Origin of the sequence: Pseudomonas sp. DCB_AW, assembly GCF_026240895.1 — a bacterium.
GTDB lineage: Bacteria > Pseudomonadota > Gammaproteobacteria > Pseudomonadales > Pseudomonadaceae > Aquipseudomonas > Aquipseudomonas kermanshahensis.
Genome location: NZ_JAPFCE010000068.1, coordinates 12,486 through 27,053, shown reverse-complemented (window position 1 = coordinate 27,053; position 14,568 = coordinate 12,486). Strand labels below are relative to the sequence as shown.

The following is a 14,568-nucleotide window of genomic DNA, read 5'->3' as shown; positions in this document are numbered from 1 at the left end:
CGTTGGACAGCACGAAGCGGTCACGGTCGGCGAAGCTTGGGTTGCTCGGGTTGTGCTTCAGGTAGTCACGCCAAAGCACTTCGGCGATATCCGCCATGCCCATAGGGGCACCTGGGTGGCCGCTGTTGGCTTTCTGAACTGCGTCCATGCTGAGGGCGCGGATGGCATTTGCACGTTCACGACGGCTAGGCATCGCGGGTCTCCTGACAATTGAGTAGATGGGTCAAAAAAGGCGGCATTCTGGCGCAGCGGAGGGTACAGGGCAATGATTGATGGTAATTACAGGTTGCAAGCTACTGGTATGAGGTCGAAGCATTAGAAAAAATAAGCCTCTGGAGCGGTGAGTCGGAGATTGCAATTGAGATCCTCATTGGCCATTTGCTCGCTTCAGACTCTGGTTCTGTAAGAGGTAGGCATGAAGGTTGCCATCTAATGGCCACTACTTCTTGAGGGGTTGGGACCGAGGATTTGGCGATATTTTGACCACTCATGTTGGACGAAGGTGCAGAGTTAATCGTTGTCCGACAGTCCGATTTCTCTTCCCGCACTTTGCTTACTGTTGCAAAAACCTTAACATTCGCGCTTTCGCACAATCTATGCAGTCGTCAGGGACGAACATGAACCATCTAAACATCGCTAAAGAAGCCCTAATCGCACAGGCTCAGGCCGTCACTCAGCTTGCCGATCGCTTGGACGGCGAGTTTCAGAATGCAGTCGAGCTGATCCTCGGTTGCCAAGGCCGTACTGTCGTATGCGGTATGGGTAAATCTGGGCTGATTGGCCAAAAAATGGTCGCCACCTTCGCTTCTACTGGTACCCCAAGTTTCTTTCTGCACCCTGCCGAAGCCTTCCATGGCGACTTGGGCATGCTCAAGCCGATCGATGTTCTGATTCTAATCAGCTACAGCGGTGAAACCGATGAATTGATCAAGCTGATTCCAAGCCTCAAGTCTTTTGGGAACAAGATTATCGCAATGACCGGAAACGGTCAGTCGACGTTGGCCAAGCACGCTGATATTTGGCTCGATATCTCCGTCGAACGCGAAGTTTGCCCTAACAATCTGGCACCCACCACCTCCACCTTGGCGACAATGGCCATGGGGGACGCCCTTGCTGTGGCTTTGATCGAAGCTATCCAGTTCAAGCCGATGGATTTCGCGCGCTACCACCCCGGCGGCAGCTTGGGTCGTAAATTGCTGACTCGTGTTCGCGATGTCATGCACTCGCCAGCTCCAGTAGTAACTCCAGCAACCAGTTTCCACGATTGTCTGCTGGTTATGACTCGTAGTCGCCTGGGCCTGACCGTGGTCATGGATGATGAAAAGCTCGTAGGTATTGTTACAGACGGCGACTTGCGTCGCGCGTTGCTGGAAGACGAAAATATCATTCACGCCCCGGTGTCCCAGTTCATGACTGTTGATCCGCACACTATCCAGGAAGACGCTCAGTTGTCCGAAGCCGAAGCTTACATGCGGGACAATAAAATCCGCGCCCTGGCTGTAGCAGATGCAGATAAAGCCGTGGTCGGTGTGGTCGAGATTTTCGACTGATAGCAGGGATGAAAAAATGGCCGCTCTCAATAGGATTGAGAGCGGCCATTTTTGTTGCAGCTACAAGCTGATACAAGCCTTGTCGCCTATGTCGCTTACTGCGCCATCTTAGCCATAACTTGTGCGTAACCTGCGGCGGTGCCTAGCACCGCCGCATTGCCTTGGGCGTGCAAAATGGCATCAGCCAGTTCGCGGAACGCACCGGTACCACCTGCAGCACTCAAAGTTTGCGTGGCTGCTGCCTTGACATAGGCAGGCGCGTCTGCGACAGCAAAAGACATGCCGCAAGCAGCGAAGGCAGGCAAGTCGATGGAATCATCGCCTATGCACACAGTTTGTGCGGCGCTAACTCCCGCTTCAGCCATTAGCTGATTACAAGCCGCTAACTTGTCTTTTACGCCGAACTGGAACAAGGTTACACCCAGGTCTGCTACCCGCTTGCGTAAGGTAGCCGAATCCCGGCCAGACAATACAGCTACGCGAACCCCGTTTTCCTCAAGCAGGCGCATGCCCATCCCGTCGCGCACATGGAAACGCTTGAGGCATTCGCCAGTTGCATCGTAGTAGATGCCGCCATCGGTCAATACGCCGTCAACGTCGGTGATCACTAGGCGTATATCAGCCAGCGTAGGTCTCGAAACCTGCGGTTGGCCGCTCATGATTGCTCGAACTTGCTCTAGGCACTCGGGGGTATCCACGCCAGGTCCGGTGGGTTCAACCACGTACGCTCGTATACAGTAGCCCGCAGCCATGAGGCGCAACTGTTCGAGCTTCTCTGCGTGCTCCATCATCGGCTGGGGCAGCTCTGCATATTCGGACAGTACACTTCGGCGGTAGGCATATACGCCTACATGCTTCAGGTAAGTGGCGGTCTCAGCGTCACGAGGATAGGGAATTGGTGAGCGGCTGAAGTACAGTGCATTGCCATTCGTGGCGAGCACCACTTTCACGGTGTTGGGGTTGCCTGCCTCATGGGAGTCAATGGGGTGGCACAACGTTCCAACGCTAACGGTGGCATCTGCAAGCATCCCCGCCGCCAGAGCCTCGATATCCGCAGGGCGAACCAAAGGTTCATCACCTTGAAGGTTGATGTAAACATCAGCGTCCACTTGGCCCATCACCTCGGCGAGGCGGTCTGTACCAGATGGATGGTCGGGCGAGGTCATTACGCATTCGCCGCCAAAAGCCCGCACGGCTTGCGCAACACGTTCGTCATCCGTAGCGACGACTACTGCGTGAGCGTTGGCGACCTGCTGAGCGCGTTCGTACACGTGCTGCACCATCGGTTTTCCAGCAATGTCTGCCAGCGGTTTGCCGGGCAGGCGAGTGGAGCCGTAGCGCGCGGGAATGACAATCGCGACCCGTTGTTCAGAGCTTGCCATAGTCACAGTCCTTGTTTACTCAAGATCTAATTATGAGATGGACAGAGCGGGGAAAGATTTGACCAGGTCGTCCAGCGCTTTAATCTGTGCCAAGAACGGTTCCAGCTTGTCCAGTGGCAGGGCGCTTGGACCGTCGCACTTAGCCTGGTCTGGATTCGGGTGGGCTTCCAGAAACAGCCCGGCAAGGCCAACTCCCATGCCTGCGCGCGCCAGGTCGACTACCTGCTCACGGCGACCGCCAGAGGCTGCTCCGGATGGATCACGGTTTTGCAGTGCGTGGGTCACGTCGAAGATGATCGGCAGGTTGTCGCAGGTCTGTTTCATGACGCCAAAGCCCAGCATGTCGACTACAAGATTGTCATAGCCCATGCAGCTGCCGCGATCGCAAAGAATAAGCTGGTCGTTACCAGCTTCTTTAAATTTGTGCACAATATTTTGCATCTGAGAAGGGCTCAGGAATTGAGGCTTCTTGATGTTAACTGGCTTGCCCGTCTTGGCCAGTGCAACGACCAAATCGGTCTGGCGCGCTAGGAATGCAGGCAACTGCAGTACATCGGCCACTTCGGCAACAGGGGCGCACTGATAGATTTCGTGAACATCGGTGATCACAGGAACGCCGAATTCAGCCTTCACTTTCTCAAAAATACGCAGGCCTTCTTCCATGCCTGGGCCACGGTAGGAGTTGATAGAGGAGCGGTTGGCTTTGTCGAAGCTAGCCTTGAAGACGTATGGGATACCCAGCTTCTCGGTGACGCGAACGTATTCGGCGCAGGCGGTCAGTGCGAGGTCCGCAGACTCGAGTACATTAATGCCGCCGAATAGGACGAAGGGGGCGGAGTTGGAGCATTCGATAGTTGGGGTAATTTTGATCACTTTTTTACTCTTTCTTCAGGCGAGCAGCCAGGCGTACTGTCAGGTACTCGTATGTGGAGACTTCATTGTCGTGCCGCTTTTGGGGGCAGGGGATGATACCATTTGAAGGGCTAAAGTGACAATTATTGATTTCCTGTGGTCTTGGTCGGGGTGGTAAGAGTGTGTGCTAAAAAACCAACTAATTATAGCTCTATACCCACTGGCGAAATGAGCATGTATCTGAGAGGCTGGCTAATTACGCTGTGTAGTGATCAGTGCGCGTGAGAAAGGGTGCTTCTGTTGTCGAAATGGAGAGCGTGCATTTCTATTTAACGCATTCCGTCATCTTGTTATTGCTTATTACGTTGCCGTTGGATCGTAATCCATCATGTTTGGTTTTGTCGGCGTATGGTTCTGAGCTAAATGCTGTGTGTGATGAGTTGTAAGAATTTTCAGTGATTGTGTTGTCATCCCCTTCAATTCGAACTGCTAGCTTGCCATCGCAGAATTGGTTGTTTTTGATTGTGTTGTGATCTGCATAGTCGCGAAAGAAACGCTTACTCTCGTCAAGGGGCGTTCCGGAGCATTTGAAAGATGAGAGATCCCTGCTCTGCCTGGAGGCAAGCCATACGCCAATGGGCTCGTTACGGAAAACATTATTATAAATAATGTTGTAGTTGCTAGGGCTGAAGGATTCAGGGTTTGGGACTTTTCCACATCGAGTATATAAAAAAATGCCACCAGCACCATTTTCTAAAAAGAGGTTGTTGTGGATTTTGTTGTTGTGAGAAGTGTCAATCGCAATCCCTTCTCTTCGGTTTGCCTTCTTTGACACGTATCCGTTATGGGCTATGATGTTTCCAGAAATCTCAATATTGTTGGTGTTCTGGCTGAGGTACACTCCAGCTTCTCTAGAAGAAGAGATTTTTGAATTTGTGAGGGATGAGTTATGTACGTAAGCAAAGAAGTATACGCCGCCGGCGCCGCTGTTGTATATGTTAAGTTTGTTAAGTTTAATGTTGCTGGGTGCGATTGAGTGAAGCCTCTTTGCGTCGTAACTTAGTTTTTTGGGGGTTGTGCCGCTTGTTATGATTAAGGCATGGTGTTTGTAATTAATAAGTGTGCAGTTTTTGATGGTGATGTTGCTGATCTTTTCTCCTTTGCCGTTGATTACAATACCGCTCTTTAGGCGGTGTTGGCCGTTTAGCACAGCACCATTGCAATCGACTGTAAGATTGCTTTGGGTGATGTTGATTGTGTCACTATATATGCACTCAGAGTTCAGCTCGATAAGCTTATTTCCGTTATCAAAATTTGGGAGGTTGCACTGGTGGGGAGGGGTAGGCGTAGAGGCGTAGCTCAAAGAGCTGAAGCATAGTAGGGCTGCTGATAGTGCGGATGCTTTCATGAGTTCACCAAGGTTTGGATGTGATTAGTGTTGGTATAATAAGCCTTCTAGCTGTTTCTTCTGACTGCCTGGAGGGCAAAAAATTGAGTTGATCACCAGTTCGTTCTTGTACAGGTTTCCGAGTTTAGCGCTGGGGTTGCATTCATTTATTCGTCGGTAATATTCAAGCGCATTTTGATCGATGAACCACTGGTCGATACAGTCGTTATATACCAGTCTGCAGAAGTCTGATATGGCCTTCGCCGCGCCTTTACCACTTGCAGTATTGGATAGGTAAACACGTCCCGCTTGGCAGCGCTGCCAGGGAAGTCTGAACTCTTGCTGTGCAAATGCACAGTCAAAGTTTTTTAGTGATTCTCTGATTGCGCTTGTAGGGTTCGTGAATACAGCATCAATATCAAAAGCAAGAATGTTGAGATCTATAAGATCTAGCAGCAATGGTGTGAGCAGAAATCTACTGCTAGCATAGTAAGCTCTGTTTTCGGGGCCTGACGTATAAAGAAAATAAATACCTGACTTTCTAAGTTTGACCGCGTGATCTGATATCCATACTTTGGCGGGAGTGCTAGGATTTATCACGCTGATGAGTAGCAGAGCATCATCATCTCTGTGTTCGATAAAGCTATCGATGAGGGCTTGGCCAAAACGGGAAAGGTAATTAGAGTCAGCTGAAACGAGAAAGCACAAGCAATTAAAGTTTTCCTGAAGGTCTCGGATGTCTGTGGTGATTTCTGGCTCGCTCAATTTAAATGGTGCTGAATTATCTAAAGAGTGTACATATGAGTTCACTCCTCTAAGCCATGAGCACGCGTCGCGACCAAAGATATAACCGTTTTGAATGACTTTTTCTTTGGTTGAAAGGATGAGTTCAGATGCAAGTGTGTAATCTTTTTGCTGGTAAGCAAGAGAGCCGGTGTATAGTGAAAGGTACGGTGCTAAGTTGGCTGGTGGCGGGGTGTTAACTTGGTCAATAAACCAATCATGTGCTTGCGAAGCAAGCGCGGATAGGCCGAGGTAGTTAAAGTCTGCAATGGACAATGAGTCGATGGTTTTTGTTGTGGCGTCTTGAACTATTAGGTCATAATCACCGTTACGAAATAGCGTGCGCCATTTATCAATCATGTTAAGCCTTTATATTAGCAGTTGCTCGGTGGGCTCGCGATTTGTTGAACTTCGCTGATGTCTGTCGACGTTATTTTGTATTTTGCGCATTGAATGCGGCTGATGGAATTCGAGTCGATCAAGTCTCGTATTAGGCTAATGGATGATTCTACATCGCTTGGGTCGAGGTTGGGTACCTTGGACTTTCTTAGATCATAGTTATACCACTCTAGTTCGAGTAGCTTGCTGATGATTATGTCGGAGAATCGCATTCTAATAGTCTTTGCTGGTAAGCCGGCTACAATAGAGTAAGGTTCGACATTTTTTGTGACTACCGAGCCTGCTCCAATGATTGCTCCGTTGCCTATTGTTACCCCTCGCTTTACTGTGACTCCTCTTCCTATCCATACATCATGACCTATTATAACTTCGCTTTCATTGGAGTCGAGGCTCGGTCCCCTCATCCATTCTAGGTACTCATCGCATCCAGAAAATGGACCTTTATTGGAAAAAGCAAATAGGTGGGAAGACAGGCGACTTGTAGGGTGATTAGTAGGGCCGGATATAAATTCAGGTGCAATAGAGCAAAATCGGCCAATACGGGTGCTGTAGATTTCTGAGTCACGTCCAGTATATGAAAGATAACCGATAGAGCACTTTTCTTTCACAACTGCAGCCATGCTGCTCGGCGATTCTGCGATCAAAATACCTTTGATATTTGCTTGTTTGTACTTGATTCCGTGTGCGGGATATTGAGTTGACACTAATTTCCTCCCCTAAGGAGATAAAGTCGGACGGTATTTCGTTTGGTGTTTGCAGCGTTGGTCGATGAAAACGGCCCCGAGAGGGGCCGTCTTAGATTACCAACCTCGTTTATTGACTACGTAGTCGATCACCTCTTCAACTTGGCCGCTACGGTTTACGTCAGGGATAAAGTACCTGCTAAGCTCAATGTAGGCAATGTGGAAAAGCTCCTCAAGTGTAGCTTTTCGAGTACGTCGAGCGCACGTCTGCATATCTTCAGTCAAGCCCCAGCCGGCATAGAACGGCATGCCGTAGCACCGAACTTCTTTTCCAGCCATCAGCGCTTCGAAGCCCATTCCCGAGGTCATGACGAAGACTTGATCTACTTGATCGAATAGGCAGAATGGATTGACGTCAAAACGAATCAAATGAACGTTATCAACGTATTTCGTAAATTCCAGTTTTTCGTTGCTGAAATAGCTGGATTTGCCGCCTTTAATAGCGTCGGGGTGTTGTTTGATGATAATGTCGTGATCACTGAAGTCTCGAAGTGCATCTTTGAGCATTTGATCGAACAGCGCGTCGCTGCCTAGCCCCGATTTGACCGATTGGTCGCCATAGCGTTGGTCGATCAGCAGGATTTTCTTCTTTCCTGGGGTGCCGATAGTCAAATTGACGTTAGGCGCATGATTGTACTTTGAGACTCTATTATCGACAATTTTCGTGATCGCGGTTCGTGCTCGCTCAATTGCTGCACTAGGCATATCGATGCGATTTTCAATCAGTTTTTCTAAGCGCGAAGCTTTAGTGGCATCATAGTAGGCTGTCATATCATCGAGTAGAATTGAAAGGCCAGGCTCTTTTGATAGACCGATATCAATGGAACGAATGAATCCATCTTCTACAATTACAACTGGTTTACCGAGCTCGCGCGCCATGACACGTTGGCGCTGCTTGTTCTCGGAAGGCGAAATACCCCACTGGAAGAAAACATCAATAGCGGTGGTTTTCTTAACTTCGAGATCTTTACTAAATGTCGATACACGGGATCGGGTGTTCACCATTTGCGTGAAGTATTTCTGCGTCGTATCAACTAGTTCGTCTTTGGACGCAATCCCGACTACGTCAAGCGGTTCGTTATTGAATAGTTTTTGGAGTGGAGAGGGTTGCAGGGCCACATCTTGCGCTTTGTGGGCAACCAGTGTTAGATAATTTCTGATTCGAGCAGCTGCCTTCCCGTCAAATTCACCGACGCCGAACATGTTCGCTGCCCAACTCATCCCTTCTGGCGATGGAGTAAACTCCGTTGAAAGAATGTCGCCTAGTTTGCTGTTCAACTCTGTTGCGTTGCGAACCGCAGGAATACCAGCTTGCTCCCAGATTTGCTGGAACTCAACGTACTTCAATGACAACGCTGGACGGTTCAGCAAGAGAGCTTCGAATAGCATGGTGCTATTAATGGATGTGATCAAGTCAGATTGATGAATAGCTTCTTCAGGAGAAACTAGGTAGCAAGTGCCATCATCGATGGCAGCATACTCGGACGCAGCTAGCTCTTTCCTAAACGCTGCAGTCAGAATATCAGCTTTGTTAGGCGGGAGGCGGATCAGTAACTGGTGGTCGAATGCGACACAGTACTTATACAGGTCGAGAATCGCAGCGCGCTGAGAAATCTGGGCTTGTTTTTTGTCAAGTTGAGAGTCTAAGGGCTGAGATGCAAACAGAATTGTTTTCCGCTCGTCTGACAGGCCGAAAATCTTGCAGAATTGTGCTTTGGTTAACTGAGGTTGGTAGTTTACGTGAGTATCAAACTTTGGGGCGCCTACAGTGATAAAGCGATCTTGGGGGTAGCCCCTCTCTGTGAAGATTTCTCTCTGCAGATCTCCCCAGCCCAGCACTAAGTTGGCTTTCGGCATAGATGCAGATGAAGCTACATCCCAATAATACTTGCTGCGGTCAACAAAAACAGATTCATGGGGGATAAGGATAGTTGGAATCTGTAGCTCTTCAGCCACACTCGAGATAATTCGCATGACTGGGGACCAGTCAAAGGTGAACACCAAGGCCGAGATCTTGCTTTTAATCGGTACAAGACGATTAAGTAGCATTTTGCGATAGAGGCTTGGGTTCTTGTTGCTGAAATCCAGTACGCTCAGGCGAATAGGGTTATGCTCAATCCCGTCCACATAATCAAAGGGCACGAGATTATATTCGGACTCGCATTTGACCTTTTCGATAAGGGCGTCGCCATGTCCTGCAATCCAGGGGATAAATAGGAATAGCGGGCGCTGACTTTCCAGCGCTGCTTTTAATTCAGCGCCAGGCTTCGCTTTGAACCAAGTAGGTACCGCCCCTACAGGCGTTACGGCTGGGGCCTTCGGAGCAGAATTTGCAGTAGCTGGCTTGGCAGGAGCTGCCTTGAGGGGAGCGGGTTTCTTCGTAGCAGCTGTTGTTTTTGCTGGTGTATTTTTCTTCGCGGCAGTTGCTGCCTTGGAAGCGGCGGTTTTAGTTGCTACAACCGCCTTTGAAGCAGCTGGCTTTTTAGCTGCTAGCGGTTTGGCTGTGGTAGTTGCTTTCGCGGCTGCGGCTGCTTTGGCTTCAGCAGATTTTGGCATAAAACCACCGGGTTTCAAGAAAAAGCTTCCAACAGACGCAGGTTTAGCCCCATTTTTAGGTCGCAGATTCATAATGTTTTGTATGACGTCCTCAACTTCCAGCGACTTTCCACTATCTGGGTCGTAGTACTTGGAGTAAAGGATGTAAGCAGCTGCAAAAATTTCTTCGAGCGTACGCTGTTTTTTTCGACGAGTTACTATCTGGCGATCATCAGTTATGCCCCAGCATGAATAGAAGGGGGCACCTAGAGTTGTAACCTTGATCCCTCGGAAGAGAGCTTCAAAGCCCGAGAGTGATGTGATCGTGTATACGTGATCGACTTCGTGAAACGCTTGTGCTAATGGGAAGTCTTTAACAAGAACCTTAGCGACATCGAGAACGTCCGATGGTTTTGATGCATATGGACGACTACCGCTCAATACGTCAGGATGTGGTTTGTAGAAAATTTCAGCATCTGGGTTTTCACTTGCAGCTAGTCGAACCAGATCATTGTTTGTAACGGTCGTGTTGCAACCATACAAAATTGACGCATCATCCTCGACTTGACCGATAACAAGCACACGCTTTTTGGTTTTTGGTCCGTAGATGGAAGCTATATCAACATTTAAGGAGTTGTTGTACTTGCTGATGCCGTACTTGACTATATTGTCAATCGCTGATCTGGAGCGCTTAAGAATTTGAGGGTTCTTGGTGAAGTCGTAGTTGTTGAGAATGTCTTCAAGCTCAGAGGCTTGTCTGGAGTTGAAGTAAGGTACTTTGCTATCTAAGGTCAACGACATTGCTGGAGAAAGCTGGGCGCCCAATTTTATGGAGCGAATGAAGCCGTCCTCGACGTAGAAAACTTTAACTTTATTTTCTGTTACGAATTTTTCAATAAAGTCTGGAACTTTAAGCCCCCATACGAATATTTCAGCTTTTGCCTGAGACTGTATTTTTTTTGCCCAAGAATCTTGAAATTCTTGTGCTGTAATGTTTTTGTCGAGGAATACTAAGTTGCGCTCCGGGAAATACTTCCGGAGGTACATTTTCCAGGTGCTGAACCCCACCACGTAGGTGGGCGTGCCCATGAGTTTGGACTTTGTAGAGCGGATAAACTTGGCCAGACGACCTTCAGTTTCTATGGTGGCGGAGGCATTCATTTTCACAATCCTGTGTGCAATAGTAGGTGATTAATTAGAAGCCGTTAGTGGCTCGGCCCAAGACCAATGTCTGTACTATTGGGGAAATAATTTTTTGCCACTCGTAGACGGCAGCGTTAGTCACATAGATGGTGTCATCAGCTTTGATGGCAATCTGGCGAGCGTAAAAAATTGCAGCAGGGTCTCGCATGTTCAGTCTCAAAACTGTTGGTTTGGCATTAGCGCCTTCACCCATGCGGAATATGAATACGCCTTCAGGATTCGCATTTGCCTCTCGCAAACCACCCACACTGCCTAAAGCGTCGAGCAAGCTAGTATTCTGGCTTGGTAAATCCTTTAGTCCAGGTTCGGCCACTGCCCCCATTGCTACGAATCGTTGTCGTGCCCGATCTACAATTACTTCGGAGTTGGGGCGAAGCTGCATGTTGTTCCCAGCCAGCACTTGCTCATAGTTATACTGGCTGACTTCGCTTCCATTGCGCACCGTAACGTTTACCAAATGGGGTTCCATGAGGGGGCCACCTGCTTGGTTAATTGCGTCAAGCAATGTCAGAGGGCCCTGAAGGGTGCTGAAACGCCCTGGGGTTTTGACGGCGCCTGCGACTAGTACCGACCCAGACAGGTCGTCGACGAGCTCAACGTGAGTTTGAACGTCTGTTGTGAGGCCTTTCAACTGATGCCGAATCATGGTTTCAACCTGATTCAAGGTCATGCCCCCGACAAATTGGCGGCCGACATAAGGAAGTGAAAGCATGCCCTGCGAGTCAATTCGGGATTTCAATTGAGTCCCGCCTGTAGCGAGCGGCGCGAAAAGGGCCGCTCCCTCAGGAGCTGTGTCCGCGATAAGCACATTAAGACTGTCGCCGGGCATCAATCGTACTTCGGGCGAAAAAGGCTTAGTGACATTTGCGATTTTAGGTGGTGCAGCACCAGGCATGTACGGTGCAATCGTACTCGCATTAATATCAACAAGTTTATACGTGTCGTTTTTGGCCTCGATCTCACCCTTGTAAGGCCCTGCGCCAGATAAGGTACCGCCACATCCTGTGAGGCCGAATGCCAAGAAAGTAAGGGCAGCTAACTTTAGGCTCAGCTTATTGGAGCCTGCAAGAGAATTAATCACGATGATCCTCGATTGAAGCCAGAACGAATCGGGTGATGCCGTAGAGCATCAGAAGGCCAAGCAGAATGGTCGCCAAGTTGTACCAGCGCTCAGGATAGACTGCCAATTGAGGTGTATTGGGGCTTACCACTGTTACAAGAGTGCGAATTTTTTTGCTGGTTTCTATTCGTGCATTGTCGAGCGCAGCTACAGCGGTTTTATAGCTGTCTTCGGCAATGCCAGCGTCCAGTACGAGTTGCTGATAGCGAGAGGCAATAACGTTAAGCTGTGAGCCTTGAGGAGAGGAAACTAAAGTTCGTTTCTCCTTTGCTAGTTGTTGAGTGATGGCCTCAACTTTTTGTTTCTGTTGACGGATCTGAGGAGCGTCACTGCGAAGCTTGAAAGATAGCTCTGTTAGGACTGCCTGCTCTCTAGTGTACTGACCTTCGAGGTCAGCGATTATGGTGGCGCGATTTTGTGCCGTGTTTCCACCATCCAAAACCTTATTAATATTCTGGAAGTCTAGCAGTTCAAATTTGCGTGCAGCATAGGATTGTCGTGCATTTTTTAGTTCTCCCTCAGCAAATCGCATCTGTTCACGTGCAATTCTGTGACTAACTTCGTTTACGAAGTGTTCGCTAGCCTGGAGAATGGTGCGAAGCATGAGCTCGGAAAGCTCTGGCGAGAAAGCCTGAACTTCTACCCTGAGTAGCCCTGTGGTCTCGTCGAAGTGAGGGGTTACCATTCGTTGGTAATACTTCAGTAGATCCTCGCGCTCCGCTTTATTGTCCAGCCAGAAGAATATATCTGTCCGTTGCTTGGAGTAATGCTCAATCCAATGCACCTTGTCCTCAAGCAGCATCATCATTTCTGTCGAGGCGATGTACTCTCGCAGATAGAGTGTTTCTTCTCGCGAGACTGGATTGGTGCCGGTCAGCAAGGTAGCTATACCTGGAGCTTGGGCCGCTGAGTTGTTGCCATCCTGGCGGACTACCACCTGAGCGAAGCTGACATAGCGGTCGGCGGCGAATGCAAAATAGTAGATAATCGCCAACATCATTGGTAAAGCGATCATTGCAATCAGTAACCGCCAGCCCTTGATTTTTCCAATATTGCTCATTCGTGATAGGTCCTTGGAGTGCTGCTGTACTTCTGTCTATAAATCGAATTCATTGCTTATAAGCTCTTACACCCTCGGCAACATCCTCGTAAACATCTATTTTTCCGTTGTTTACATGGAGTACGATGTCACAAAGTTTCTTGACTTCCGCCATGGAGTGAGTAACAAGAACAATGTTCGCGCTTTTGAGTTTTTCTTCAAAGACTTCTGCGCATCTACGCTTGAACTGTGCGTCTCCCACTGCCATCACTTCATCAATCAGGTAGTAATCGAAGTCGAACGCCATACTCAAGCCAAATGCCACCCGAGAGCGCATTCCTGATGAATATGTTTTTATAGGTTCGTCAATCCAATCTCCGATGTCTGCAAATTCTTCTACGAAACGTACTTTTTCACGCATCGCATCGCCAGTGGATCCGTAAACCCGGCAAACAAACTTTATGTTTTCCCGGCCGGTCATACTTCCTTGAAATCCGCCCGTTAGGCCAACCGGCCACGATATGCTCCGGTCTGTGACGATGGTGCCTGAGTCAGGAATGTCCGCTCCGCCTAAAAGGCGCATCAAGGTGGATTTGCCTGCACCGTTTCGCCCGATGAGCCCGATGTTCTTCCCAGGAGGGAGTGCGAGAGATAAGTCCCGAAAAATGTAACGCCGCCCTTTGGGCGTTAGGTAGGATTTGGTGACGTTTCTTAGCTCGAACACGAGAACGTTTTCATCCGTTTTTGGTGGAAATTAGGTGCAGACGACGTGCGCGGTACCCGCCGAGGGAAAGAAACAGAAGCACGGCAGCCCAGCAAATCACATAGTTTACCGAGATACCATCAACAGGTATGTAATACGGCAAAACCTCAGCGCGGATTAGCTCTGTGATATGTAAGAACGGGTTATAGAGCAAAATAGGCATCATTGCCTGCGGTAAGTATGATGCGGGTATTAGTACGCCGGAAATGAAATAAAGTGGAAAGAATGCGAGGCGGATGATCGTTTTAAGGCTTGGTAGGGCGTGGGTGATAAGTGCTAGCGACATCCCGAGGCCGAAAGCAAACAATAGACCAAGTGCCAATACACCTACCCATTGCAAAGGATTGCTCACTGACATGTCGAAGCCGAACCATGCAAAAGTAAATACCAATATAGCGTAAACAGCTACACTGATGCATGTTTCAACCATTACTCGGGCTAAGTACGTATCAAGTGGTTTTATCTGCTTGTAGCCAAACAGAGAGCGGTTTTCTCTCAGGCTATCCATCAGTTTTAGCGCTGTATTGCGATAGAGCAAAAATGGCGCCATTCCAATGAGTACAAATACTGGGTACTCAACATCAGCAACTGTTCGGCCACGGATTTGCGTGTAAAGCAACGTGAACACTAGCAAGTGACAGATCGGTTCAAGCAGTGTCCACACGGCACCCATTCGCCGAGTGCCAAAACGAGCGCGGGCCTCTCGTAGAACGAGGGCAAAGATGACGGATTTCTGTATCTGCAGCGAGGAACGAGGCTTCAAGATGCTTACCGCAAAGCAAAGCAGCGCGCCTAAGCACGCCGGAGTTCAT

The 14,568-nt window shown here is 49.0% G+C and carries 11 protein-coding genes and 1 pseudogene; 1 reads left to right on the top strand and 11 read right to left on the bottom strand.

Annotation, left to right across the window (positions count from 1 at the left end; all coding sequences use genetic code 11):
- A pseudogene (locus tag OO306_RS23675) lies at nucleotides 1-193 on the bottom strand (transketolase); the annotation flags it as partial.
- A 424-nt stretch (nucleotides 194-617) separates the two neighbouring features.
- Between OO306_RS23675 and OO306_RS23670 the strand changes: the two are divergent.
- Complete coding sequence (locus OO306_RS23670) at nucleotides 618-1,550, top strand: SIS domain-containing protein (RefSeq protein WP_265970061.1); 933 nt, start codon at nucleotides 618-620, stop codon at nucleotides 1,548-1,550.
- 95 nt (nucleotides 1,551-1,645) lie between these two features.
- Here the strand turns inward: OO306_RS23670 and kdsB are convergent, their stop codons facing one another.
- From kdsB to OO306_RS23620, 10 genes are all read right to left on the bottom strand, one after another.
- The gene (gene kdsB, locus OO306_RS23665) at nucleotides 1,646-2,932 is read right to left on the bottom strand and encodes a 3-deoxy-manno-octulosonate cytidylyltransferase (protein WP_265970060.1); all 1,287 of its coding nucleotides are present in this window, start codon (nucleotides 2,930-2,932) and stop codon (nucleotides 1,646-1,648) included.
- 30 nt (nucleotides 2,933-2,962) lie between these two features.
- The gene (kdsA, locus tag OO306_RS23660; protein WP_265970059.1) at nucleotides 2,963-3,805 is read right to left on the bottom strand and encodes a 3-deoxy-8-phosphooctulonate synthase; all 843 of its coding nucleotides are present in this window, start codon (nucleotides 3,803-3,805) and stop codon (nucleotides 2,963-2,965) included.
- Nucleotides 3,806-4,109: 304 nt separating this feature from the next.
- Nucleotides 4,110-5,192, bottom strand: a complete 1,083-nt coding sequence (locus OO306_RS23655) for a right-handed parallel beta-helix repeat-containing protein (protein WP_265970058.1) — start codon at nucleotides 5,190-5,192, stop codon at nucleotides 4,110-4,112.
- Nucleotides 5,193-5,216: 24 nt separating this feature from the next.
- Nucleotides 5,217-6,314 (bottom strand): hypothetical protein, encoded by a 1,098-nt coding sequence (locus OO306_RS23650; RefSeq protein ID WP_265970057.1) that lies wholly within the window; start codon nucleotides 6,312-6,314, stop codon nucleotides 5,217-5,219.
- Nucleotides 6,315-6,328: 14 nt separating this feature from the next.
- Nucleotides 6,329-6,757, bottom strand: a complete 429-nt coding sequence (locus OO306_RS23645; protein ID WP_265970062.1) for a CatB-related O-acetyltransferase — start codon at nucleotides 6,755-6,757, stop codon at nucleotides 6,329-6,331.
- A gap of 396 nt (nucleotides 6,758-7,153) precedes the next feature.
- Nucleotides 7,154-10,792: a hypothetical protein gene (locus tag OO306_RS23640; protein ID WP_265970056.1), complete on the bottom strand. Its 3,639-nt coding sequence runs from the start codon at nucleotides 10,790-10,792 to the stop codon at nucleotides 7,154-7,156.
- Between the two features lie 34 nt (nucleotides 10,793-10,826).
- Complete coding sequence (locus OO306_RS23635; protein WP_265970055.1) at nucleotides 10,827-11,915, bottom strand: polysaccharide biosynthesis/export family protein; 1,089 nt, start codon at nucleotides 11,913-11,915, stop codon at nucleotides 10,827-10,829.
- On the bottom strand, nucleotides 11,908-13,014 hold the full coding sequence (locus OO306_RS23630) for an ABC transporter permease (protein WP_265970054.1): 1,107 nt from the start codon (nucleotides 13,012-13,014) through the stop codon (nucleotides 11,908-11,910). The genes OO306_RS23635 and OO306_RS23630 overlap by 8 nt, the downstream gene beginning before the upstream one ends.
- 49 nt (nucleotides 13,015-13,063) lie before the next feature.
- Nucleotides 13,064-13,717 carry an ABC transporter ATP-binding protein gene (locus OO306_RS23625; RefSeq protein WP_265970053.1) on the bottom strand — a complete coding sequence of 218 codons (654 nt, stop codon included), beginning with the start codon at nucleotides 13,715-13,717 and terminating at the stop codon, nucleotides 13,064-13,066.
- Nucleotides 13,718-13,727: 10 nt separating this feature from the next.
- A complete protein-coding gene (locus OO306_RS23620) occupies nucleotides 13,728-14,519 on the bottom strand; it encodes an ABC transporter permease (RefSeq protein WP_265970052.1) in 792 nt (263 codons plus the stop codon).
- Between the last annotated feature and the right edge of the window lie 49 nt (nucleotides 14,520-14,568).